The following is a 23,473-nucleotide window of genomic DNA, read 5'->3' on the forward strand; positions in this document are numbered from 1 at the left end:
TTATTACGGACAACTTTAGGCTACCTCTTTCGCTTCTACCTCAACAGCATCGGTCGTAGAGTTCTCCATCCGGAAGAACAACCGGGCAATGGGAATGAGCATGAGACCCGCCAAGGCGAAGGCGATGAACGAAACCTTCAGGTTAAACGCGTGGGCCAGGTACCCGATCATGGGCGGCCCGATAAGCATGCCCACAATCCCGAAGGTGGCGATGAGCGAGATGGCAATGCCCGGCGAATAGGTTTTAGAGGCCCCGGCCAGGGTGTAGGTCATGGGAATCACAGAGGCGGTACCAAACCCCACCATGGAAAACCCGATCATGGCGGGCCAGAAGCTGGGGAACAGGATGGCCAGGGTGATTCCAGAGAAAATAAATACCCCGCTCAGCATGTAGGTGATTCTCATGCCAATCTTGTCGATGATGATATCAGACATAAACCGCGAGAGCGCCATGAAAGACATAAACGTGAGGTACCCGGCCGTGAACACCTCTTCGCGCACTACCTGCTGAAAGTAAATGCCGCTCCAGTCAAACATGCCCCCTTCGCAAACCGCGGCAAAGAACACCAGCAAACCTAAGTACAGAATGTAAGGATCGGGTTTCTTGAAGGACTGTTTATTGCCCGAGGTAGCGGTGTCGTTCTGAATTAAGAAGCGGAAAGCCAGTACGGTAGCCAAAAAGCTGAGGATAGATACAGTAATCAGGTGCGGCACCATGGGCACTTTGAGGGTAATGAGCAAGGTGGTAAATCCTACGCCCATGATGCCGCCGGTGCTCCAGAGCCCATGGAAAGATCCGTTGATTTTCTTCTCAAACTGCTTCTGTACGGTAATGGCCTGCGTATTCACCGCGATGTTGAAGATGCGCATGCTCAGTGAAAACAGAAAAAGCACCATGGCCAGAGCAACCGGCGTAGAAGCTAACCCAATAAATGAAAGCGCGATGGAATTCAACAGAAACCCTACGGCCAGCGGAATTCGGGTCTCAAATTTAGACACCAGCCACCCAGACAAGGGCACTCCAATCAAGGATGAAACCGGCATGGTGAGCAGCACGGTGCCCAGTTCTGCCTCGTTCAGGTGCAAAGCTTGCTTAATGGTAGGAATTCGGGAAGCCCAGCTGGCAAAATTAAATCCGGAGAGGAAAAAGAAGACACTCAGCGCAACCCGCTGCTTTTGTATTAACTGCATGGTACTGGAATAATGGCGCAAAGATGCGCTATTAATTTTGAGGGAAAGCACAAAATTCTTGTTTAGCCGGCCCTTTCAGAAAACGGGATTAAAATGGGTTCTACGGAATCACGTGCCGGAGGGGTAAAGATCGGGCGGTTCGTTCCGGGCGGTAATGGTCTGGATGGGTCTCAAAGCCCGGGTACTGTCTATGTAGAGAAAGGCATCGTAGCGTTTGGGCATCACCGAGGGCACGTAATTGCCCAGATGCTCTAACCTGGGGTTGTACACCACGCCAATGGCCCGGTGCCCTACCGGACGGTTCAATACTTTGTTTTCCCGGATATCTTTAGACAGGATGATTTTGTCTGTAGGGCTTAACTGGTGCAGAATCTGTTCCCAGCTCCCCTGCGTGGCAGGCGGTACGTTAATGCTCTTCATGGGCGCTCCCCAACTGCTGGCGGCAATCACGGAGCCTCGGTGAGAGCCGAACCCCACGATGAACACGTTCTCTTCGCCGTACTCCTTGCGCACCAGTTGGCCTACGTTCACTTCGCCGCTTGCGGCCATGTCGGTGTAGCGGGCATCGCCTACGTGGGTGTTGTGTTCCCAGACGATGGCTTTGGAATCAGGACCGTGGAAGTCGAGGAGGCGTTTGAGAGTTTGGGCCATGTGGTTGTCCCTAATATTCCAGGATTCGGTGTTGCTGCTCACAGCGGCCCGGTAATAGCGCTCCCCGTTCAAGGCCACCAACGCGTTCTGATCCGCCACAAACTGGGCTTCGGTAGGCTTAGTCCCTTCAGGTGGGTTCTGCCGCTGAACCTCTTTCCAGAGCCGGTTGGTTTCGGTGCGGCAATTGGCCGAGGCTGAGGCAACCGCTTCGGCGTACTGCATGGCATCGGAGGAGAAGGGCTGGAAGCACTTGTGTACTCCTTTGGCTACTTTCACCAGCTCGGGGTTGTTCTTGATGTAAGGCATAAGTTCGGTCATAGACTCCCACAGGCAATACACATCCAGGCCGAAGAAGCCTACTTTGGCATTGGCGGGTTTGTCTTGGTTGTAGCCGTTCAGCCAGGTTACCAATGAAGCCACTTCGTGGTTTCCCCACATCCAGGTAGGCCAGCGGTTGTACTGCTCCAGCAAGGAAACGGCGGCCAGACTGTCCCTTCGGGGTCCTTTGATGAACTGGTTCACCCGGTAAGAATCGGCCCACTCCCCTTCCACGGCTACAAAATCAAACCCTTTCTCCTGCATCAAACGCCTGGTGATGGCCGCCCGCCAGACGTAATACTCAGAGGTGCCGTGCGAGGCCTCACCCAATAACACCACCTTGGCATCGCCGATTTCCTGTAACAGTACGTCCAGGTCGCGCTCGTTCCGGAGCGGGTGATTAGGAATGGTGAGGGTAATGGATTTGTCTTTTTTAGGAGCCACCGCTTGGGCGGTTTGCACGTCTCCGGCTTGGGTCTGGGCGGTCTCTTTACAGCCGAAAATCAGAAAACACACCAAAAACAGAAAACAACAGCGCGGGGCATTTCTCTTCCAATTCTTCATACAGCACTTTCCTTTGCGTTGAATAGATGTTGTGGTGAAAGCAATGAATTTTAAAGGTCACGTGACCAGAAGGGGTTATATCTTATGAAAAAGAATTAACCCCTTCTGCTCACGCCAACCGTATGCCTTTTTTAACCCGATAGCCCTTCTGTTTCCCCTCCCAGGCCGCTGCCGGTAACGCCGTGATTTCCGGTGGCACTTCCGTGGCTGATGATGGTGCTGTCGTGCATTCCGGCAGTGGTGTCATGGTTGACAATGATGCTGCGGTGATGCGCGTGGAAGGTTTCGGCTGGTAAAGGCGGTTCTGGGTGAATTGGTGGCAAAGGCCTTGCATCATCAAAATCAGAGGAGAAGTTAGCCGGACCAGCTTGCCTTTTTAACCGGTTATAGTACCAGGCACCCAGGGTACCGGCCAAGGCGAGTCCGGCAATCAGCGAGATTTTCTTTCCTTTTCCGGAGTCTTCGGGAAGCCAGCCGCCATTCACCTTGTTCCAGTTGGTGATAGGTTCATACAAGTTGCCCTGGAACGCTCTGGATGGTTTCCGTTTGAAATGCTGGGTGGAGATCATCTTCTGCATGTACTTGTCAAAAAGCAAAGCGGGAGACACCAGCCGCTGGAACCGCATCATGCGGGACATGTTGCCTACGGTAACCTGCTCCTGAGGCTTTTGGGTGAGGCGGTAGATGGTTCTTGCTACCCGTTTGGCCGGAATCACCGGTTTGGGAGCCTTCACCGCCCGGCCCATGTAGTTGCCCGCGTGCTGGAAAATGGGCGTGTCAATGACGGCCGGCATCACGCAGCAAACATGGATATCTTCTTCATCGGCTAGTTCCTGGGACAAGCTGATGCTCATGCCCCGAATGGCGAACTTGCTGGTAGTGTACGGAATGGAGAACGGTTGCCCCACCAGCGCCACCATGGAAGAAACATTGATCAGGATGCCGTGCCCTTGCGCCTTGAACTGCCGGATGGCGGCCCGTGCCCCGTAGATATGGCCAAACAGGTTCACTTCCATCAACTGCCGGATGTCTTGGGTAGGGATTTCCTCAAAGTGCCCGAAAAGCCCCACGGCCGCGTTGTTCACCCAGACATCGAACCCGCCAAAGGCTTCGCGGGCTTCGGCTGCCAGGGCGTTTACCTGATCTTCGTTTGCCACATCGGTGGGTACCGCCAGGGCTCGGCCGCCCAGACGATTGCATTCTTGGGCTACTTCTTCTAAACCGGCCCCAAAACGGGCTGCCAGCACCAAATCACACCCTTTGCGGGCAAATTCCAGGGCAGTGGCACGGCCTATGCCACTAGACGCACCGGTGATAACTACAACCATATGATTCTTCATTTAGATACAACTCAGGTAAAGAGGTACGCCCCCCTTTCGCTTAAGTTTATGGAAATAAATGAATTAGGTATTTTCCACATGACCTGTGCGGGCTTTCCGCAGATGGGGAAGCTCCCTGAGAAAAGACTTAGGGTCTCGCCTTAATCCAAAACAAACGGAAATACCAAGCTGTCTGGCAAGTGTTGGGGAGGCTAGCAATCAACCTGATTTTAGGCTTTCTCACCCAAAGTCCAGCCTTCCCGGGCATCTGGGGTTTGGTTAGGTCCTTCCAAAAGGGTATCGGCTACCAACCCTGTAGTGAAGGCGTAAATGCCTTTGTGTAATAAGTCAATAGCTTGTTCGTCTCTGGGCCAGGTCCAGGGAAGCGCTCCTACGCCGGTCATGTTCTCTTGCGTTTGATCAGCGAGCAACCGGAGGTTCATGAACAGAAAGGACCCCACCGGACCCCGAAAGCCATGTACCGCCATCAGGCCTCTAAAAGCACCCATCAGAATGCCTTGCCCCCAGTGCATTGTCCAGTTCAGACCTAATCTTTGGGAGTCGGGCTGGTAGGGAAGGCCTAGAAGCCTTTCCAAGGTATGAGCTGGCACGTAAGAATTAGGGCGTTTTGTAAACCGCTGTTCAATTTTCTCAGCCAGGGTCATGGCGACCGTTCCGGCGGCTCCAGCCACCAACCCGTAAACTATTGCTTTTCCTGTCATAGATCGCTCCTTTAAAATGGTGGTTGATTCTTCCAGCCTAACTTCCTGATTTTGAGGATTTCTTTGCTTGCGCCTCCCTTAAGCAGAAACACATTTGGGGTTTACGACTAAAAGGGAAGGATAGGTTTAGAACATCGGGGCCTTCATACTGCACCAGAAGATTTGTTGAAAGTTTCCAAAACTTAGACCTAAAAACCTCTATCAAAGGCTTTTACTTCAAAAGGAATAATGCTCCTTCAGGATTCTCACAAACTCCGGTTGGTTGTGTGACCAGGGAATGTGGCCGCTTGCAGGAATGGTGTAGTGGGAAGCGGCAGGGAAGCGTTCCAGCACATACTTTCTGGTTTTACCAATAATGTCCTGGTCTCCGAAGGTAATGGTGACTTTGCATCCTGGGTCCTGCCGGATGGGAAGCAAAGGAGCAATCAATATAGTCTTGATGGTCTGGTTAATGGCTTTTGCCTTGATGCACTCCACCGCAAAATACTCTGAATGTGACTCCCTGAACCCTCGACTGAAATTCTTCAGAGCCTGGCTGTAGAACCGCTTATACCCCTGGTCACTGCCCAACAGTCCCAGCCCCGCGTTCAGGTTCAGGGCGACAAATTCCGGCAGACTGCTTTTCTTACGGTTGTAACGGGTAATCTCCAGAGAGGTCTCCGCCCATTGCCGGCCAGTTCCCGAGGCGGGGCTGCACAGAAACAAACTCAATAGCCGATCCCGGTTTTCCTGCGCATAGATCTGGGCGTACAGCCCACCCCAGGAGTGCCCGAACAGGTGAAACTTCTCAAGTTGAAATAGCTCAGCAATGCGGTTGATGTCTGAAGTATACCCCTCCAGCGAGTAGTCATGAGAAGGATTAGGAGACTTGAGGGTTCCCCGCTGGTGAAACATAATCACTTGAAAATACCGGGAAAGGTACTTCACCAGAAAAGTCATACCGTGCGGAACCCCTGGCCCACCATGAAGCAAGATGACCGTTTCACGCCCGCTTTTAGGAAAAGCCAGGGTAAACAGATGGGTATCTTTGTTTTTGATGAGCATTTCCATAATCGCTGCTTTTAGGATTTCTGGATTCAGGTCTGGTGGCTTAACAAAAGCACAACTCTTTCCTACTTCTAAACTTTCAGGAAGTTTACTTCTCCTACCAGGAAAATCATCGGTCTACTTCTTATTTAAAATCACCTTCAGGGCGGCGGCCATTTCGTGGAGGACCTGTTGCCAAACTTCGGGTTCACCGTGCAGGAAGAGCTTTTGGTTTATCTCCAGCTCAAATCCGGCGTACTGGTCATTGTTGAATTTGGTGCGCAGGTAGGTAGGCAGGCCGTCATCTACCCCGGGATAAGGCGAGTTGTCCAGCACCTTCCGGCCAGGATTCTGGTTTGAAAGTTCGGCTTTTAGTCTGGCGGCAACCTCTTTTTCCCAACTTCGGTCCGGGTCAAACAAAATCCCGATCTCCGCTTCCCGTACCTCCCCTTCCTTTACCGGGGTAAACGTGTGCACCGCCAAATGCAGCACCTTTTCTCCAGCCTCCACCTGAGCCCGAACTTTCTCCTCTACTTCGTTTCTATGCGGGAAATAGTACTGCTCCAGAATTTCCTGCTTCTCCTTCTCCGATAGTTGCCTGGTGTACTCCGAAAATAGCTCCTCATTGTCCAGCGACCGATTGCCCTCTACCAGCAGCCTTGAGGTAGTAGTGTAGAACAAAGGCAGACCCAACTCCTGCGCCAGGTGTTTTGCCAGCCGCAACGCCCCAAAGTCCATAGCCTTGTGTGAATACAGAACTTCTTCCTTTCCCTTGTAAAGAGACTCGTATTTCTGAGGAATGTCGTTTCCGGCGTGTTCGCAGGTGAGAATACAGGTAGTGGTCATGGCAGCAGTGTAGGTTTAGGGCCAGTTTTCTGGTAACTAGGCTGAAAACATAAAAGGACGGAAATTCTGAACAAGGGTTAGCCTCAGGAAGAAAAGGCAAGGGTACTTCCTTTCTCCGTGACCTCCAACTCCACCGATCCACCCAGAATCAGGGCTTTGTTGACTTTCCCGTGCCCGGCCTGAAACCCAAAACATACCGGAAAATCATACTCTTTCACCGCATCCAGCACAATCTCCTCTGGGGTTTTACCGAAGGGCGGATCATCTTCCTCGATCTCCACCAGGTGCCCTACCACCAACCCTTTGAGGTACTCAAACTTGCGGGCTTTTTTCAAAGAAGTCAGGTAACTGTCTAGCCGGAATTTATGTTCGCCCACTTCTTCCAGGAACAGGATTTTACCATTCGTATTCACCTCTGAGATGGTGCCTTTGGCATTGCACAGCACACTGGTGGTGCCGCCTACCAGCGTACCCTCAGAAGAGCCCATCCGGTTCAGCGGATGAGGTTTCACGGTGTACTTCAATTTCTCGCCAAACAGGGCTTTCCGAAGCGTTTCCCAGGATTGGGCCTGAAAACCGGCTTCCAGATCGGCGGCCATGGTGCCATGGATGGTGGCCGTACTCAGCATGCCCTGCACGTGACTGTGTAGAAAAGTGGTGTCACTGTAGCCCACCAACCACTTGGGGCTGTATTTGAACTTACTGAAGTCAACCTGGTCCAGGATTCTGATGATGCCGTAGCCCCCCGTAGTCTGCAAGACGGCTTTGATCTCGGGGTTGTCCAGCATGTGCTGCAGGTCTTTCTTACGGAGGTCGTCTGATCCGGCAAAGCTTCCGTGGCGGGCTCCTACGGTCTTCCCCAGCACCGGTTCCAGTTTCCATTCCTTCAGAATGTCAACCAACTGGTCAACATACGATTGCTCCGTAAAGCTGCTGGTACTCAAAACGCCAACTTTATCACCTGTTTCCAGGAAAGGGGGAATGATCATGGTATTGTCCTTTTTCCTTCGGAACGAGGGATAGGATATCTGAGTTGGCTTGCCTTTCAAAAGCCGTATATTCCTCCTTATAAAGCCGCATTCTTCCAGTAGACATCTTTCTGTTTTTGGGTCATTTCCCAAGAATCTGCCTCTAAACGCCTTTACACTTTCGTTGCATATCTTCTTCGGTTGAAAAGCCTGTCAGAGAATGCGTAGTTTTGCAGCCACTAATCAGGAGAGTCAGACATTGGCGGAGGCAGAAGAAAAGAAAGCAGGCAAGGCGGAGCGAAACGGCATCAACATCCAGAATGAGCGGTCGTTGCACATCGGGTTAAAGCAGTGGTATGCGCAGCCACAGGATCGGTTTGAGGTGCCGGTGGGCGGGTTTGTGATTGATCTGGTGCGGGGAAGCCAGTTGGTGGAAATCCAGACCCGCAACTTCACTGCCATCAGGCCCAAACTGAAGGCTTTGCTGAAAGAGCACCCGGTGCATCTGGTTCATCCTATCACATATGAGAAATGGGTGGTGCAGGTGGAGAACAAAGGAACCTCGGTGCTTTCGCGGCGCAAATCTTCGTATCGTGGGGCTCTGACGGATATTTTCGAGGAACTGGTGCGTCTGCCGGAGTTGGTGATGCACGAGGGATTTACGCTGGAATTCCCATTTATCAGGGAGGAAGAAGTGCGTTGCCGTGATGGAAAAGGAAGCAAACACCGCAAGAAAGTCAGCATCAAAGACCGGAAACTTCTGGAGGTCATCAGCACGCATCGCTTCGCCACCGCCCAAGATTTTCTGCAGTTCTTACCCTCTACCCTTCCCCAGCCTTTCTCAAACAAAGACCTGGAAAAAGCCCTTCGACTGCCCTTGCACCGGTGCCGCCAAATCACTTACTGCCTGCGCAAGATGGAAGCCATTGCGGTAGTGGGCAAGAACCGGAATGAATTGCTTTTCAGCGTAGCCCTTTCTCCCGTAGCAGAAACCACCACTCCAGCGGAGTTTCTTCCAGCAGAGTAGCCCTTTCTGGTTTTAGGCCTGTTTCCTTAAACGGTGCCCTAAAACACCTGCCTCAAAAGGAAAATCGTAAACCAGAATTGCTGTTTAGCATTTGGCAGAGCGATTATGTTTTCAAAATCATCCTTTTTTCTGCGCAACATTCGACCTTATGGCATAACCGTTTTGGTTTTTGCCGTAAGCATCATTTTGTCTCACTGTAAAGGAGGTAGTCAGATGAAGCCCATCAGAGATAGCTACAGCAATGGCCGTTTGACGGCCCGCCCTTCGGCTCCTACTCCGGGGAAAGAAGTTTACCCCGGAATTCACCCCTTGGGTTTAGATTCGGTCAAAGATGGGCTGCTATACGTTCCTAAGGGGTATCACGCCAGTAAACCCGCCGCCCTGGCCGTAATGCTGCACGGCTCCGGCGGAAACCCCGAGCAGGGCATGTGGCTTCTCCAGAAGTACGCCGATACCCACAACCTCATTCTGATTGCGCCGCCCTCCCGCAAGTACACCTGGGATGTCATTGTAAGTGATTCCTTCGGCCCCGATGCCATTTACATGGATCAGGCTTTAAAGCAGGTTTTTGAGAACTATGCCATAAACCCCGGCAAGATTGCCATCGGGGGCTTTTCTGACGGGGCTTCCTATGCGCTGTGCATGGCCTTAACCAACGGAGATCTGTTCACCCACGTCATCGCCTTTTCGCCGGGATTTGCTTTTACCCGCGAAAAACACGGCTTACCAGCCGCTTTCCTCTCGCATGGAGTCCATGATGGTGTGTTGCCCATTGATCCCTGCGGAAGATCAGTGAACCGGGAATTAAAGCGCCAGGGCTTGCAGGTAAACTACCTGGAGTTTGACGGGGAGCATGAGATTCCGGCCAACGTTTCGCTGGCGGCTATTGAGTGGTTTTTAAAGTAGCCCCACCACTTTCTTCACAGGTTGTAATTAGGCTCGGTTTTCTTTTCCGATCTCCTGAAAACACACCCGGTCTCCTGGAAGGGTTTAAACCATGCCCGTTGGCTCCCGTTAAAAATCGGGTAGTGTTTTGTTCACCTTAATCTGAAGATCATGAATAGAGACAACAGAGACTGGAATGACTACGGTCAACACCAAAACAGGCACCAGAACTACCAACCCCACCAAAACGAAAGGCCGGGCCGTGACATGAGCCACGACAACCAACACCTTCACCGTTACGCCCACCATCAACAGAATCCTTACGGGCAACACCAGTATGACCACCACCAGGAACGTTCTTACGGCAACTCTACCCAATACCGAACCGACCGAAACGGGCACCATCCGTACCAAAGCAATTACAGCCATGACCAGGATAGGTTTGGCCAGACCTACCAGGACGATTTCCGGAATGACCCTACCCTGCCCAGAGGCGGCGAAGATGATGACTTGATGGGCAACATCCGGCAGGGGTACGGCATCTCCAGTTTCGACGGCATTTCGGATAGGTTCAACACCCTCAACAGCGAGCAGCGGTATGGCTCCCACCAAGACGAGCAAGCGTATTATTCCGGCGACCGCGATGGCTACAACCGTTCTCAATTTGGCGGTGGACTAGGCGAGTCTGGGTTGCACTCAGACCGAGGGATTCCCAACTACGGCATCAGGTCCTATTCTGAACGATATGGTTCCGGGATGGGCAGTTCTTACGGCGGAACCAACTATGGCGGAGGCCAGGGTTATACCGGCGGACATCAGGGCGGCACTTGGGGAAATAACTCCTATGGCACCAACTCGGGCAACCTGACGGGGTATGGCCCGGGAGGTGAAAGCACCTACGGCGGCGGAATGGGCAGCACCGGTGACACTTCCTCGTCACAAAATTCCAGCCGGGGCAGAAACGAATTAGGAGGTTTCTAACGCGGAAAGTTTTAATTTAAAAGAAGCGCCTGGGGGTTTCCTCTGGCGCTTCTTGCTTAAAGGAGGATTGCCCTTTTCAAAGAGGGCTGCCCCTAAAAAGCTACCAAGTGCCAGCTTGCTTTCACGCTCCCATTTTGATGGAGCTTTTGACCTTCTTTTTATTTTTTGTTAAAGAAACGCGAACAGCGTGTATCTTTTGGCAAAAAAACAGAAGAACATGAGAACCGGAAGACTAGAAGCCTTCAGCGATGGCGTCCTCGCGATTATCCTAACCATCATGGTGCTGGAATTCAAAATACCCCATGAGCGTACGTTTGAAGCCCTTTTGCCGCTTGTTCCGGTTTTCCTGAGTTACGTGCTCAGCTTTATCTACGTGGGCATTTACTGGAACAATCACCACCATATGCTGCACAGTACTGAAAAAGTGAACGGCCCCATTCTATGGGCGAACCTGCACCTCCTTTTCTGGCTTTCTATGATTCCCTTCGCCACCGGCTGGATGGGCGAAAACCATTTCGCGGCTCCTGCCATGACCGTGTATGGCATCATCCTGTTCATGTCCTCGGTGGCGTACTGGATCCTGGAACAACTCATCATTAAAAAGAACGGAAGGAAATCTATGCTGGCCATGGCGGTTGGCAATGACCTGAAAGGTAAAATCTCTCCCTTTCTGTACCTGGCGGCCATAGGCGCAACCTTCGTTATTCCGTGGGTGGCGGGAGCAATTTACGTGTTGGTGGCCTTCATGTGGCTTATCCCTGACAGGCGCATTGAGAAGGTGTATGACAAAGTTGAGGCGTAGACTTCAGCGCACTCAATCGTTTTTCCTTCCTTTTTCAAAAATGAGCCTAAAAGCAAAAGCCCGGGAATTTTCCCGGGCTTTTGCTTTTAGGCTCATTTCAATCGTTCAGACAGGTGCTTATACTCTATTCTTCACAGACATAGGTGAAGGTTCTGGTAACTCCCAAAGACCCGGTTACGGTTGCCGGGCGATTATTTTTGGTGTAAGTGTAGGTGTTTTTCCCGGTGAAGTTGAGCGGAGCGGCGTCAAAGGTGCTGCCCGGCCCGTAGGTGGTTCCTTCTAACGTGGTCATGGATGTTATGGTGAGGATGTTGTTTGGCGATAGGTTCGGGATCAATAACCCTGGCGGCAAATAGTTCTGGGTACTGTACTCATGGTACGGGTTAATCTTGTCATCGTGGGTAAAGGTGGTTTTTACGACAATGTCATTAAAAGCCCCGGAACTCTGATAGTTGAAAGCCCGGTATTCCCGCACCTGCGCCAGGTTTCCTTTGTCATTATAGGTGAACGTGTAATCTGATAGGATCCGTCGGGTTGAACCTGTCCCCTGGAAGTTCTTACTGGCTACCAACTGCTTTTGGGCGTTGTAGGTATGCTCTCTGGTGGTACTCAAAGCTGGCTGAGGACCGGAACTTCCGCTTCGGGTATACCAATCCACCCGGCTAATCAAACCCTCCGGGTTATGCTCAAAGAGGAAGTATTGCAACAGATTGCCATTCTTATCCATCACAACCGTTCGGCTGATTCTTCCATTTGCATCCACCTCAAACCTGATACTATTACTGGAAGGCGGATTGGTCTCAAAGGCATCTTCCACCCCTATGAGTTGGGTACCCGTGAATACATACTCCCGCGTGAAGCTCTGGGTCGGGTTAGGATTCACTACCTGCTCCCTGAGCAACCTGCATTTCACCGTTACCGGCTCAGGTTCCGGCTCGGGATCTTCTTCCTTTTTACTGGAGCATCCACCCAGGTAGAAAAGGAGCATGGAAAGGGGAAATAAAGTGAGTAGACGTTTCGGCATAGTTTTCGGGTAAATAGGTTAGCAGAAGGTTGAATTCATGGTAATACCGCAAAGGGCTACTGTACCCAAGTAAGCGGGGCACAAACCGGTTATCAAACCGGGCAACCCGTAGATCAACAAAATAGTGGGGGAAGAAATGGAAATTCGGAAACCCGGGATTTCAGGAGAAATCCGCTCCTGCTTTTAACCCAGTTTCCATGCTTAGTTTAGGGGAGTGAAATTGCTTGTAAAGTTAGAATATTCAGCTAAAAAAGGAATAACCTTGGAAGCTACATTTGAATAGATTTTGCTTGTTGTGGATTCCCTCCTTTTCATAAAGGAAACTAGCTTTCAGGTCGGAATTCGTCCATTCACAAATCCCCCTTACATGGCGCAAGTTTGAGCGCAACGGTAACTTGTGGCTCACCTATTTGCCAGGTTACAAAGGCGCCAGTTGCAAACAGGCCATTGTTTTCACTCCTTGCTACCGCTCCGCTCAAACTTGAAGTACTCAAATCGTATAGGAATGAAATACTTCTACAATTTATGAGCCGCCACTACCGCATCCATGACCAAAGCAAGCTGCATTTCGTTTCCTTTTCCACGGTGCACTGGGTAGATGTTTTTGTTCGTCCTGTGTACAAGGAGATATTGGTAGATAGCTTCAACTACTGCATCCAGCACAAGGGTTTGGAGGTTTATGCGTGGTGCATCATGACCAGCCACGTCCATGCCATTCTGGGCACCACCGGTCAAAACCCCTTAGAAGGAATAATTCGCGACCTCAAAAAGCACACCGCTAAGACCATCCTCAAAGCTATTGCCGATAATCCGTAGGAAAGCAGAAAAGAGTGGCTGCTAGAGATGTTTGAAACAGCTGGCCGCAGCAACAGCAACAATCAGCGGTACCAATTCTGGCAGCAGCACAACCATCCCATTGAACTCAACTCTAATTTCCTGCTAGAACAAAAGTTAGACTACGTCCATCAAAACCCTGTAGAAGCCGGCTTTGTACGGGAGCCGCAGGAGTATTTGTATAGCAGTGCTATTGATTATGCAGGTGGTAAAGGAATGGTGGAAGTGATATTGATAGAGTGATTATACTTCAAGTTTGAGCGAAACGGCAACTTGCGGCATAGCTTAAGGGGCATGATCGGGCTTGTAAGAAGAATCATAAAGATTTGGCTTTGTTTGTAGTCCTTTCACGAAAACGGCTTCTAAAGAACCTATACTTCAAGTTTTAGCGAAGCGGTAACTTGGAGTGGAAGTATTTGCCAGTTTGCAACTGGCGCCAGTTGCAAACTGGCAATTAAAGCAAGCCACAAGTTACCACTTCGTTCAAACTTGCGGCATGTAAAGAGACTTGCACAAGAGTACCCTTGTTTCAAGCCATTTTCATGAAAACAACCTAAAAAGGAACCCATACTTCAAGTTTGAGCGAAGCGGTAACTTGGAGAAGAAAAATTGCCAGTTTGTAACTGGCGCCAGTTTCAAACTGGCAACTAAAGGGAGCCACAAGTTACCGCTTCGCTCAAACTTGCGGCATGTATTAGGCATGCTTTAGGCTTGTTTCCACAAAACCAGCCTAAAAACTCACCTATCCTTCCAATGTTTTCTTCAGAAACGGAGCCGTCTTACTTCCCTCCACCCCAGCTACTTCCTCCGGGGTACCGGTGGCGACAATCTGGCCGCCCTCCTCCCCTGCGCCGGGACCGATGTCTATGACCCAGTCACTGGCGGCGGCGACGCGCATGGTGTGTTCTACCACGATGACGGTGTTGCCGGCGTCTACCAGGGTGTCTAGCTGGGTCATGAGTTTCTCCACGTCTGCCGGGTGCAGGCCGGTGGTGGGTTCATCTAACACATAGAGGGTGTTACCGCGGCTGAGGCGTTGGAGTTCGGTGGCGAGTTTGATGCGCTGGGCTTCGCCGCCGGAGAGTTCGGTGGCGGGTTGGCCGAGGCGCAGGTAGCCCAGGCCTACTTCCCGCAGCACGGTGAGGGCGCGGTGGATGGCGGGTTCTTCGTGGAAGAATTCATGGGCGGCGTCTACGGTGAGGTTCAGGACCTGGGCGATGTTGAGGTCGCGGTAGGTGACTTCCAGGGTCTGGGCGTTGTAGCGGGCACCGTGGCAGACGGGGCATGGCGCGTACACGCTGGGCAGGAAGAGCAGTTCCACCATCACGAAGCCTTCGCCCTGGCAGTTCTCGCAGCGGCCTTTGGCCACGTTGAACGAGAAGCGGCCGGCGTCATAGCGGCGCTGTTTGGCCAGCGGCGTCTCGGCGAAGAGTTTGCGTACGTGGTCAAAGAGGCCGGTGTAGGTGGCCATGTTGGAGCGGGGCGTGCGGCCGATGGCTTTCTGGTCTACCCGCACCAGCCGCTTGATGTGCTCCATACCACTCACAATTCTGCCGCCCAGGGTCTGCGGGGCGGGGCTTTCCAGTTGACCGGCTTCTTCTTCCTCGGGTTGGAGTTCCTGGCCCAGGGCATCGGCTACCAGTTCAACCAGTACCTGACTCACCAGGCTGCTCTTGCCGGAGCCCGACACGCCCGTAACGGTGGTGAACACGCCCAGAGGAAAGTCCGCACTCAGGTTCTGCAGGTTGTTGCGGGTGACGCCGCTTAGTTTGAGCCAGCCGGTGGGCGTGCGGCGTGGGCGCGATTGCACCGGAGCGGCACCGAACAGGTAGGCGGCGGTTTGGGAGTTAGTTATCTGTTGCAGGCCTTCGGGCGGACCGCTGTAGAGGATTTCGCCGCCTTTCTCGCCGGCGGCAGGGCCTACGTCCACGAGCCAATCGGCTTGCCGGATGACATCTAAATTATGCTCTACCACAAACAGCGAGTTGCCGGCTTTCTTCAGGTTCTCCAGGGCGGTGAGCAGGGCTACGGTATCACTGGGGTGCAGGCCCGCCGAGGGTTCGTCCAGGACGTACACCACGCCAAACAGGTGCGAGTACAGTTGCGTGGCCAGCCGCAGGCGCTGCAATTCGCCGGGCGACAAGGTAGGAGTGCTTCGTTCCAGGGACAGGTAGCCAAGGCCCAGATCCAGCAACACTTGTATCCGGGCGGTCAAATCCTGGGCGATGCGCTGCTTCACCAGTTGTTGCTCGGGGTGGGCCTCGTCTGACGCCGTGTGGCCGGAAGCAGCGGGTTGGGCGAACGGTTGCAGCAGGTCACCCACACGTTGGAGGGGCAGGCGCGAGAGCTCGGTGATGTCATAGCCCGCGAAGTGGACGGAGAGCGAGGCGGGGTTCAGGCGTTTGCCGTGGCAGGTGGGGCAGTCTGTGTGCAGCATGTACTGCAGCACCCGCTTTTTCATCTGGGGGCTGTTGGTGTGGGCGAAGGTATGGAACACGTGCCGCCGGGCGCTGGTGAAGGTGCCCATGTAGTTGGGTTCTTCTTTGCGTTGCAGGGCGCGGCGGGTTTGCTCTGGGGTATAGCCGGGGTACACGGGCACCACGGGTTGCTCCTGGGTGAACAAAATCCAGTCACGGTCTTTCTGGGGCAGCTCGCGCCAGGGGGTGTCTACGTCATAACCCAGGGTCACCAGAATGTCGCGCTGGTTCTGGCCGCCCCAGGCGGTGGGCCAGGCGGCAATGGCCCGTTCCCGGATAGAACGCGAGGGGTCTGGCACCATGCTTTCTTCGGTGACGTCGTAGATGCGGCCCAGGCCGTGGCAGGTGGGGCAAGCGCCCTCGGGGGTGTTGGGCGAGAACGCCTCGGCGTAGATGATGGGTTGCCCCGGCGGGTAGTCTCCGGCCCGCGAATAGAGCATGCGCACCAAATTAGAGAGCGTGGTTACGCTGCCCACGCTGGAGCGGGTGGTGGGTGTACCGCGTTGCTGCTGCAGGGCCACGGCCGGGGGCAGGCCCTCAATGGCGTCTACCTCGGGCACGGCCATCTGGTGGAACAGCCGCCGTGCGTACGGGCTCACACTCTCCAGGTAGCGGCGCTGGGCCTCGGCGTACAGCGTCCCGAACGCCAGCGACGACTTCCCCGACCCCGACACGCCCGTGAACACCACCAGCGCGTCTCGGGGAATGGTGAGGTCTACGTTCTTCAGGTTATGCTCGCGTGCCCCACGTACGGTGACGAAGCCGGGGAATGATGTAGTAAAAATAGAGGAAGCATTTATCATCTGCTAGAGAACCTATTGGTATTTAAATTACAATAGCAGTAAAGCTGTTTTTTTCATTTAAACAATTTTAATATATTAATATAAAATAATTCCATTGTCTAGCCATCTGTAGATTTATATTGTTACGACATTCCTGTTACTTGACTTATACGATTTTTTTTAATATATCTTTCACCAGATTAAACATGCAAATAACACTTGAAGTTTACACTAAACATGAAAACAAATAAATAACAGACAACAAAACTATATACAAAAAAAATTTTAATGTTTACCTGATGATTTATAAAGTATATACTTTAATTGATTCACAACCTGTTTAATCGCTTAAAATTACCATATTAAAAAATTTACTATAGTTAAAATACCAGACCATTATTGATTCTCTTCATAACATCTTCTAATAAATAATCAGGTGGTAAAGGCTTAAAATCTTTATCCTCTGGCGAGGAAGAGTACTTTTTTCGTTGAAATTCCCTTATGGTAGAAAGATTAATCTTTGCTAAAAGTACAGCATCATTAATTCCTCCTTTTAGCTTCAACAAATCCTTTCGAGCTGAATCAACTGGCTGAGTCAACCTAGTATCACCAAATTGGCTAGTATTAACTTGAGCTACATAAGTATGCAAGTCCCTACTAACAGATTCAACTATATTAGAGAAATAAGGCGTATCCCTGTTCCATTCAACACCAATTAGAAGATCTATTTTACCTTTTAATAAACTTCTATGTATTGCATTTGCTAATTCAAAACAATAATATGTTGTAAAATATAAATTCCGCCAATTAAAAACATCATATCTATAAGGCTTGGGTTTTGGAACAATTAAATGATTCCTATATATTAATTCCTCCTCCATATGAGCATAATGGTTCTTTAACCTAAAAACCACAACTGCATCCTTTATACCATTTACTTCTATTGGCAGTACTGTTACTATAAAATTAAAAGCAACTTTATTAATAGTTAAGTGTTCTAATCCAGTTACTAGCAAAACCTGTTCTTTAGCAGAAAAATTAACTTGACTAGTTAACAAATTGATAGGCACAAAGGACTCTGGAAACAACAACACATCAGCGTTTAGCTTCCTTACAGATTTTAATATATTAGCTAATTTATTATATCTCTCTACAGTTAAATTTGGCTTACCTCGTAAACTTGAAATTATATTTACTTTATCAACTTCTGTGTTTACGAATGCAATAGTAGGTTCGTTAAGACGATTATTGTTAACGTTAACTTGAAATTCTTGAACCTTTAATCGTTTCCACTTATCGAATTTTAGCTTGTGAGTTTTTCTCTTATAAAACTCATCCCTAAAATCAGAATCATTTAAAATATAAGAGGAAACATGTATCTCGTTAACAAACTTATACAAATTAAAAGCATCATCCAGATAGAATTCACTCCCAAATTTTATTTCTTTGTCATCTAACAAAGTACCTACTTGACCTTTAGGTCTTCTTAACCCTAGTACTCTTGTTTCAAAATATGAATCTTCATTAATCTTACCTAGTTCAAGGTTACTTCCACCTAATTCACTAAATGCTACTGCTAGACAACATTCCCAAAACTTAACCGGTCTAGGAGAATTTTTAATTAATTCCGGGTCAAGAATATATTTTTTAAAATCTAATCTAATGCTTGTTAGATCTGTCCATTCTTTTTTTGATCCATTCGTAAAGCTAAGTAATGGGTGAACAACATATTGATGACGGACCATATTAGTCCTTCTAAACCTTTTCACCCAGTAAGAATCGTCTTTAGTAGGTTCAAAGTCTAAATAGAAAAGAGAATATGACCTATTTTTTAGTTTAAGAAGTTGAAAATTGAAATTTAAACTAGCTTGTTTAGTTTTCTTGATAAAAGAAGGATTTAAGGACAGGGTTAATTCATGGGAACAGTCCAAATAATTAATCAATGTAGATATTATTTGTTCATCATTAACTTTTGATGCACCAACTTCACCTTTTTTGGATTTGATTTTATCTATTTGAGAAGCACAATGTAAATAAAACTCTACATAAGCTAAAGCTTGATCATTTACTAAGAAAAAGGTGAATATCTTTTCCCAAAGCTTATAAAAGTTTAAACAATTTTCTCCCCTAAAGAAAAGCAATACTTGATTCTTTTCTTCTTCAGAAATCTTTTTTTCATGCCTAAGTGCACTAAATATTTTATTGGATAAATAAATAGTTAAGCCAAATCTATTTTCTTTATAATTTCTTAAAGTTTTAATTTTTCCTTCTGCACCATCATATTGGAGATTATAAGCACTTTCTTCAAAGCTATCTGTAGATTCATCATCTGGAAAATCACGAAATTCACTTGTTCTATCATCTAACTCTTTTTTTAACTTATCAATCACTAAACTTGACTCATTATGATCAAAGTAGTAAAGAAGTGATTTATCACTTTGGCAGTACAGAAACCTATAACCACAAATCTTAATAACTCGTGATTCCTCCACTGTTAGGCTATCATATTTATTGTATAATTTAGGTTTATTAACAATATTTAAAACAGGATAAAAATTCACTAAAATATACCTTTCAATATCACTTAAGTCATCTTCTTCAAATGAAACTACCTCTTCAACACCAGAATTTAAATTGTTTTTATATTTATCAAAATTAAAGCTGATGCTTTTATCCTCTTCTTCACTGTTATAATTGGGATTAGGATCAGATAACACAATTAATATATCATCAACATATCTACCATAGTATGCAGGTTTTATCTTTTCTACTATTCTTTTATCGAAATGCCTTAAATAATAGTTTCCAATTATATAAGAAGAAAGAAGCCCTATAGGCAATATAATTTCTTGTAATACATCTTCCTCTTTTTTTAAACTAGAATAAAATTCAAAAGGTGTTTGATAGTTTCTTGAAACTAATTCAGTGTACTTAACATGAGTATTATAGAATATATTTTGAAGATTACTTGCTCCACTTCCTAAAATTTCTCCTAATTGATTTACTAAATCAGTTTTAGGTATCCTTACGGAATGGTAGTAATCTTTAATATCTAATGTCAAAAAAAGAACATTTTTTTCTTGCTTTAAAAGGTTTTCAGCTACTAACACTGAATCGTCACGCCATTTTTTATATTGTTTAAAGTATGGCTTAAATAAACCAGAACCTTGCACAACTTTTTCCTTTTCTTTATCTAACAACAATCTATTACCTAAGCAACAGTCTTTCAACTTTGAATCGAAATCTTTACCAAATTTTAGAATCCAAAGTACTGCAACAATATGTAGTTCTATTGGAGCAAAAATAAATGGGGTTACTCTCTCAACAGTATATTCATCTTGAACTATCTTATTTGATATAAAATTTTTATCAACATCTCTTTCTTTTATCTTTTTTGGGTAGAAATTAACATCAACCCTATTTATAAAGTAGTTAAAAAAAGAAGGATCGTTATGGTAACTATTTAATTTTTCGGTTATCTGTTTCAGCTTTTCATCAGTTGTCTTAAATATATTCCCCCCAAATACATTATCTACATTTCTATATGGCTCAGGCCCACCTGTTAAATCCGATATAACATCTTTTGTACTATTTGATTCAAATTCAACTAATTGCCTTCTCAACAACAAATCATTATTATCATAATATACATAAGTTTTTAACTTTATATATGCATCTTTTATATCACTAAACTCAAAATTCATATTGCCCTACATTTTGATTTAATTCAACTCTGTTCTAATCTTTATTTACAATAGTAGCTATTTTATATTTTATTCTTCTTATAACTACATAGAATTTTATTATTTCATCATTAGCATTTTAAAATAAAATTAAAATATACATATTCATCTACCAACTTACACCATATGCTCCGCACTCAAGCTTCTACTCCGCTGGCGCAAGCCCGCCACACCCGGGTTTCTTCCATTGATGTTGTCCGGGGGTTGGCCATTGTCCTCATGGCGCTGGACCACGTGCGCGATTTGTGGCACACTACCTCGCTGGCGCAGGACCCGCTGTCGTTTGACACCACTACCCCGGCCCTGTTCCTGACGCGCTGGGTCACGCATTTCTGCGCGCCCACCTTTGTGTTCCTGGCGGGTACCTCGGCGTTCCTGTCGCTCCACCGAGACGGAGACTACGGGCGCGCCCAGCGGTTCCTGCTTTCCCGCGGGGTCTGGCTCATGGTGCTGGAGGTCACGGTCATCAGCTTCGGGATCTGGTTTGACATCTTCTTCCGGACCACTATGTTCCAGGTGATCTTTGCCATTGGGTTCGGGTTTGTGGTGCTGGCGGCGCTGCTGCGGCTCCCGGCCCGGGTGATTGGCGGCCTCGGGCTGGCCATTATCCTGCTGCACAACCTGCTGCCGCAAGCAGGTCCGGCCGAGGGCATGCTGGGTAAGTTCTTCTATTCCCTCCTGTTCCGGCCGGGGTTCTTCCAACCCTCCGAGGGGTTGTCGCTGCTGGTGGCGTACCCCGTGATTCCGTGGCTGGGCATCCTGCTGCTGGGCTTCGGTTTTGGGCCTGTTTTTCAAAAAACGGCCCCTAAACGCCGGAAGCTGCTGTGGCTCTCGGCGGCGGTGGCGTTGGGCGTATTTGCGGTGCTGCGGTGGGTGCAGGTGTACGGCGATCCTAGTCCCTGGGCGGTGCAGAAAACGGCGATGTTCACGGTGCTGTCCTTCCTGAACGTGACCAAGTATCCGCCGTCCTTGCTGTACGCGGCCTTGTTTCTGGGCCTCATGTTTTTAGCGCTGGTTTTGCTGGAACGGGCCCAAAACGCGTTTACCCGCTTTCTCACCGTGTACGGCCGGGTGCCACTGTTCTTCTACCTGGCGCATTGGTACCTCATTCACACGGGCATGCTGCTGCTCATGTTCTGGCAGGGCCTCACCTGGAAAGAACTGCCCTTCGGGTCGCTGGAGTTTGGCCGCCCAAAGACCGGCGTGGGCGTGGAGCTGCCGTATGTGTACCTTGTCTGGATCACGGTGGTGCTGGTGCTCTACCCCGCCTGCCGCTGGTACAGCCGCTACAAAGCCGCCCACCCAGAGAATAAGTGGCTGAGTTATCTGTAGCGCAGTTCGGGTTGGTGCTTGCTGGCGGCTCATGACTGGCTCCCGGTAATCCTGTTTAGAGGCTACTTTTTCAAAAATGGCCAGAAAACAGCTCTGCCTCTATCTTCCATAGGCAAGGGAGTTTTACCTTGTTTAAACAGGAACCATCTAGTTATACCTGCTTTTCACAAAATCTACCCAGCCTGGCTGGATGACCACATCCAGATGCCGGACAAAACCGTCTCCCTGCTCATCCAGTTTCTGCTACAGGGCAACGGCAGCTTATCTACCCGCGCCCATACCAAAGAATTTGCCTCCCTCACCCCAGAAGAAGCCACCGCCATTGAAACGCATTTCAAGCTGTTTTTCAAGGTGGAGTAAGTTGCTTTTTCTGAAATGTCAATGTTGTCACAAAGCCGCTCCTTTGGGTAAATGGGGTATGACTTCTCTTTGAAACAGCAACTAGTTTACATAAGTAATGAGCTAAGAACACCAATACCCTCTACTAGACCCATACTTCAAGTTTGAGCGAAGCGGTAACTTGGAGTAGAACCAATGGCCAGTTTGCAACTGGCGCCAGTTGCAAACTGGCCATTAAAGGGAGCCACAAGTTTCCGTTTCACTCAAACTTGCGGCATGTGAGGTATGTAATGCTCCAGCCTTCGGAATGTAAAGCTCAAACCTACTGCATGAAAATGGAAAAGGCGTTTGCGACCTGTTTCTCTCAAAACAGCCCCAAAACGCCTTTTGCACTTTGGCACTTCTACTACGCGTTCTTTTCCTTGTAAGGAATGGTGTTGCGCAAGCTCCCCATGCGTGCTGTCCTGAACCGGGTTTACGGGCAAGAAAAAGTGCCGTCCTCCCAAGAGAACGGCACTTGACCAAGCAAATTTATGTCAGAGAAAAAGGCCTTTGAACCGGCTGAGTTACTCACAGGCATAGGTGAAACTGTAATTAGGACCTCGGTCGGCAGTTTGGTTCTCGGGCCGGTTTTGGGTTGTATAGGTGAAGGTATTGGTCTTGGTGAAGTTGAACTGAGCAGTATTAAACTCTGTGCTTGGACCTTTTTTGGTTCCTTCGGATGAAGTACCAGAGGTCATGGTAGCCACATTATTTAAAGACCAGTTCTCGGGCGCCGAAATAAAGGGGAAATACTGGAAAAAGGGGCTTTCGCGGTATGGGTTGACCTTGTTGTCATAGGTGAACCGTTCGTCTACCATCACATCATATTTCACCTCTGCCCCCACATACTCCAGCACCCGGTACTCATGGCTGTTGGTGATGTTCCCCTGGGCATCATAGGTGTAGGTGATATCTCTGGAAATAAGCGGGGCCTGCCCGGTCATGAGATATTCCTTTACAGAGGTGAGTTGGTTTTTAGTGTTGTACCCCATGTTTCTGGTAGTCACAATCACCGGGGGAGCAGAATAATCACCTAGCCTAAGGTGAAGGTGAATTTTTGAGAGGAGGCCTGAGGGCGTGTGTTCATACGTGTAGTAAAACATGGGCTTTCCGTCATTGTCCAGGAAATTGGTCTTTACCAATTGGCCCTGGGAGTTATACTCAAAGGAGTACGCCACCGGCACAGTGCTTCCGGTCTTCTTCGTATCCACCACTTTGGTAAGCCGGTTGGCCGTGTACTGGAACTCGCGGGTGAAAGACTCAGCTGGATCAGGATAGTCCAGCACCTGTTTTACAATCCGGCATTTTACTTCCTTGGGTTGGGTAGGAACAGGCACGGGCGTTGGCTGAGGTACCGGGGCGGGATCTTCCTGCTTGCTGCCACAGGCAGTACCTAGAAAACACACCCATAGCAGCATCAAATAAAGATGAAAAGGTTTAGGCATAGAAATTTGTTATAGAATATTGGATAGAAGGATTAAAGCTACTCAATATTCATAAGTATTCTTAGCTACTTCTGTAAACCCCTACACCAATACCTATTTATAATTCAAGTGCGCGTGCTGCGGTAAATGGAGTAGAAATGATGGCCTTTTTGTAA

Annotated in this window: 19 protein-coding genes; 8 read left to right on the top strand and 11 right to left on the bottom strand. The window is 48.9% G+C overall.

The window, feature by feature from the left end; all coding sequences use genetic code 11:
* Positions 1 to 15: 15 nt before the first annotated feature.
* The 7 genes from EFB08_RS07175 to EFB08_RS07205 all read right to left on the bottom strand — a co-directional run bounded on the left by EFB08_RS07175 (position 16) and on the right by EFB08_RS07205 (position 7,626).
* Entirely contained in the window at positions 16 to 1,191 is a 1,176-nt protein-coding gene (locus EFB08_RS07175) for an MFS transporter (RefSeq protein WP_123126413.1), read from the bottom strand.
* A gap of 108 nt (positions 1,192 to 1,299) precedes the next feature.
* Positions 1,300 to 2,724: an erythromycin esterase family protein gene (locus EFB08_RS07180; RefSeq protein ID WP_123126254.1), complete on the bottom strand. Its 1,425-nt coding sequence runs from the start codon at positions 2,722 to 2,724 to the stop codon at positions 1,300 to 1,302.
* Between the two features lie 131 nt (positions 2,725 to 2,855).
* Positions 2,856 to 4,052, bottom strand: a complete 1,197-nt coding sequence (locus EFB08_RS07185; RefSeq protein ID WP_262707470.1) for an SDR family oxidoreductase — start codon at positions 4,050 to 4,052, stop codon at positions 2,856 to 2,858.
* A gap of 221 nt (positions 4,053 to 4,273) precedes the next feature.
* Entirely contained in the window at positions 4,274 to 4,765 is a 492-nt protein-coding gene (locus EFB08_RS07190) for a hypothetical protein (protein ID WP_227006246.1), read from the bottom strand.
* Between the two features lie 216 nt (positions 4,766 to 4,981).
* Positions 4,982 to 5,815 carry an alpha/beta fold hydrolase gene (locus EFB08_RS07195; RefSeq protein WP_123126256.1) on the bottom strand — a complete coding sequence of 278 codons (834 nt, stop codon included), beginning with the start codon at positions 5,813 to 5,815 and terminating at the stop codon, positions 4,982 to 4,984.
* Between the two features lie 114 nt (positions 5,816 to 5,929).
* Positions 5,930 to 6,637, bottom strand: coding sequence for an N-formylglutamate amidohydrolase (locus EFB08_RS07200; RefSeq protein WP_123126257.1), 708 nt, complete (start codon positions 6,635 to 6,637; stop codon positions 5,930 to 5,932).
* An 83-nt stretch (positions 6,638 to 6,720) separates the two neighbouring features.
* Positions 6,721 to 7,626, bottom strand: a complete 906-nt coding sequence (locus EFB08_RS07205; RefSeq protein ID WP_123126258.1) for a S66 peptidase family protein — start codon at positions 7,624 to 7,626, stop codon at positions 6,721 to 6,723.
* A 199-nt stretch (positions 7,627 to 7,825) separates the two neighbouring features.
* On the opposite strand from EFB08_RS07205, the gene EFB08_RS07210 reads away from it, so the two are divergent.
* The 4 genes from EFB08_RS07210 (at position 7,826) to EFB08_RS07225 (ending at position 11,300) form a co-directional block, all read left to right on the top strand.
* Positions 7,826 to 8,632 carry a hypothetical protein gene (locus tag EFB08_RS07210; protein ID WP_123126259.1) on the top strand — a complete coding sequence of 269 codons (807 nt, stop codon included), beginning with the start codon at positions 7,826 to 7,828 and terminating at the stop codon, positions 8,630 to 8,632.
* 213 nt (positions 8,633 to 8,845) lie between these two features.
* A complete protein-coding gene (locus EFB08_RS07215; RefSeq protein WP_123126260.1) occupies positions 8,846 to 9,538 on the top strand; it encodes an alpha/beta hydrolase in 693 nt (230 codons plus the stop codon).
* Positions 9,539 to 9,688: 150 nt separating this feature from the next.
* Complete coding sequence (locus EFB08_RS07220) at positions 9,689 to 10,498, top strand: hypothetical protein (RefSeq protein ID WP_123126261.1); 810 nt, start codon at positions 9,689 to 9,691, stop codon at positions 10,496 to 10,498.
* A 217-nt stretch (positions 10,499 to 10,715) separates the two neighbouring features.
* Positions 10,716 to 11,300 (top strand): TMEM175 family protein, encoded by a 585-nt coding sequence (locus tag EFB08_RS07225; protein WP_123126262.1) that lies wholly within the window; start codon positions 10,716 to 10,718, stop codon positions 11,298 to 11,300.
* A 124-nt stretch (positions 11,301 to 11,424) separates the two neighbouring features.
* On the opposite strand, the gene EFB08_RS07230 is transcribed toward EFB08_RS07225, so the two are convergent.
* The gene (locus EFB08_RS07230) at positions 11,425 to 12,324 is read right to left on the bottom strand and encodes a hypothetical protein (protein ID WP_125077673.1); all 900 of its coding nucleotides are present in this window, start codon (positions 12,322 to 12,324) and stop codon (positions 11,425 to 11,427) included.
* A gap of 525 nt (positions 12,325 to 12,849) precedes the next feature.
* Here EFB08_RS07230 and EFB08_RS23970 point away from each other — a divergent pair.
* The gene (locus EFB08_RS23970; protein WP_317125588.1) at positions 12,850 to 13,140 is read left to right on the top strand and encodes a transposase; all 291 of its coding nucleotides are present in this window, start codon (positions 12,850 to 12,852) and stop codon (positions 13,138 to 13,140) included.
* Positions 13,141 to 13,167: 27 nt separating this feature from the next.
* Entirely contained in the window at positions 13,168 to 13,401 is a 234-nt protein-coding gene (locus EFB08_RS23975) for a hypothetical protein (protein WP_317125589.1), read from the top strand.
* A 499-nt stretch (positions 13,402 to 13,900) separates the two neighbouring features.
* Here the strand turns inward: EFB08_RS23975 and uvrA are convergent, their stop codons facing one another.
* Together uvrA and EFB08_RS07245 are read right to left on the bottom strand one after the other, a co-directional pair.
* Positions 13,901 to 16,438, bottom strand: coding sequence for an excinuclease ABC subunit UvrA (gene uvrA, locus EFB08_RS07240; protein ID WP_123126264.1), 2,538 nt, complete (start codon positions 16,436 to 16,438; stop codon positions 13,901 to 13,903).
* Between the two features lie 359 nt (positions 16,439 to 16,797).
* A complete protein-coding gene (locus tag EFB08_RS07245; RefSeq protein WP_123126265.1) occupies positions 16,798 to 20,121 on the bottom strand; it encodes an RNA-directed DNA polymerase in 3,324 nt (1,107 codons plus the stop codon).
* A gap of 165 nt (positions 20,122 to 20,286) precedes the next feature.
* On the opposite strand from EFB08_RS07245, the gene EFB08_RS07250 reads away from it, so the two are divergent.
* Both EFB08_RS07250 and EFB08_RS23455 read left to right on the top strand, forming a co-directional pair.
* On the top strand, positions 20,287 to 21,492 hold the full coding sequence (locus EFB08_RS07250) for a DUF1624 domain-containing protein (protein WP_123126266.1): 1,206 nt from the start codon (positions 20,287 to 20,289) through the stop codon (positions 21,490 to 21,492).
* 204 nt (positions 21,493 to 21,696) lie between these two features.
* Positions 21,697 to 21,852 carry a hypothetical protein gene (locus tag EFB08_RS23455; protein ID WP_165864823.1) on the top strand — a complete coding sequence of 52 codons (156 nt, stop codon included), beginning with the start codon at positions 21,697 to 21,699 and terminating at the stop codon, positions 21,850 to 21,852.
* Between the two features lie 545 nt (positions 21,853 to 22,397).
* Here EFB08_RS23455 and EFB08_RS07255 read toward each other — a convergent pair.
* The gene (locus EFB08_RS07255) at positions 22,398 to 23,318 is read right to left on the bottom strand and encodes a hypothetical protein (protein ID WP_125077674.1); all 921 of its coding nucleotides are present in this window, start codon (positions 23,316 to 23,318) and stop codon (positions 22,398 to 22,400) included.
* Positions 23,319 to 23,473: the final 155 nt, after the last annotated feature.

The organism is Rufibacter latericius, assembly GCF_003721515.1.
Classification (GTDB): domain Bacteria; phylum Bacteroidota; class Bacteroidia; order Cytophagales; family Hymenobacteraceae; genus Nibribacter; species Nibribacter latericius.

Coding starts and splice junctions, on each gene's coding strand:
- EFB08_RS07175 (WP_123126413.1), bottom strand. CDS start 1,191: ATGCAGTTAATACAAAAGCAGCGGGTTGCGCTGAGTGTCTTCTTTTTC.
- EFB08_RS07180 (WP_123126254.1), bottom strand. CDS start 2,724: ATGAAGAATTGGAAGAGAAATGCCCCGCGCTGTTGTTTTCTGTTTTTG.
- EFB08_RS07185 (WP_262707470.1), bottom strand. CDS start 4,052: ATGGTTGTAGTTATCACCGGTGCGTCTAGTGGCATAGGCCGTGCCACT.
- EFB08_RS07190 (WP_227006246.1), bottom strand. CDS start 4,765: ATGACAGGAAAAGCAATAGTTTACGGGTTGGTGGCTGGAGCCGCCGGA.
- EFB08_RS07195 (WP_123126256.1), bottom strand. CDS start 5,815: ATGGAAATGCTCATCAAAAACAAAGATACCCATCTGTTTACCCTGGCT.
- EFB08_RS07200 (WP_123126257.1), bottom strand. CDS start 6,637: ATGACCACTACCTGTATTCTCACCTGCGAACACGCCGGAAACGACATT.
- EFB08_RS07205 (WP_123126258.1), bottom strand. CDS start 7,626: ATGATCATTCCCCCTTTCCTGGAAACAGGTGATAAAGTTGGCGTTTTG.
- EFB08_RS07210 (WP_123126259.1), top strand. CDS start 7,826: ATGCGTAGTTTTGCAGCCACTAATCAGGAGAGTCAGACATTGGCGGAG.
- EFB08_RS07215 (WP_123126260.1), top strand. CDS start 8,846: ATGAAGCCCATCAGAGATAGCTACAGCAATGGCCGTTTGACGGCCCGC.
- EFB08_RS07220 (WP_123126261.1), top strand. CDS start 9,689: ATGAATAGAGACAACAGAGACTGGAATGACTACGGTCAACACCAAAAC.
- EFB08_RS07225 (WP_123126262.1), top strand. CDS start 10,716: ATGAGAACCGGAAGACTAGAAGCCTTCAGCGATGGCGTCCTCGCGATT.
- EFB08_RS07230 (WP_125077673.1), bottom strand. CDS start 12,324: ATGCCGAAACGTCTACTCACTTTATTTCCCCTTTCCATGCTCCTTTTC.
- EFB08_RS23970 (WP_317125588.1), top strand. CDS start 12,850: ATGAGCCGCCACTACCGCATCCATGACCAAAGCAAGCTGCATTTCGTT.
- EFB08_RS23975 (WP_317125589.1), top strand. CDS start 13,168: ATGTTTGAAACAGCTGGCCGCAGCAACAGCAACAATCAGCGGTACCAA.
- uvrA (WP_123126264.1), bottom strand. CDS start 16,438: ATGATAAATGCTTCCTCTATTTTTACTACATCATTCCCCGGCTTCGTC.
- EFB08_RS07245 (WP_123126265.1), bottom strand. CDS start 20,121: ATGAATTTTGAGTTTAGTGATATAAAAGATGCATATATAAAGTTAAAA.
- EFB08_RS07250 (WP_123126266.1), top strand. CDS start 20,287: ATGCTCCGCACTCAAGCTTCTACTCCGCTGGCGCAAGCCCGCCACACC.
- EFB08_RS23455 (WP_165864823.1), top strand. CDS start 21,697: ATGCCGGACAAAACCGTCTCCCTGCTCATCCAGTTTCTGCTACAGGGC.
- EFB08_RS07255 (WP_125077674.1), bottom strand. CDS start 23,318: ATGCCTAAACCTTTTCATCTTTATTTGATGCTGCTATGGGTGTGTTTT.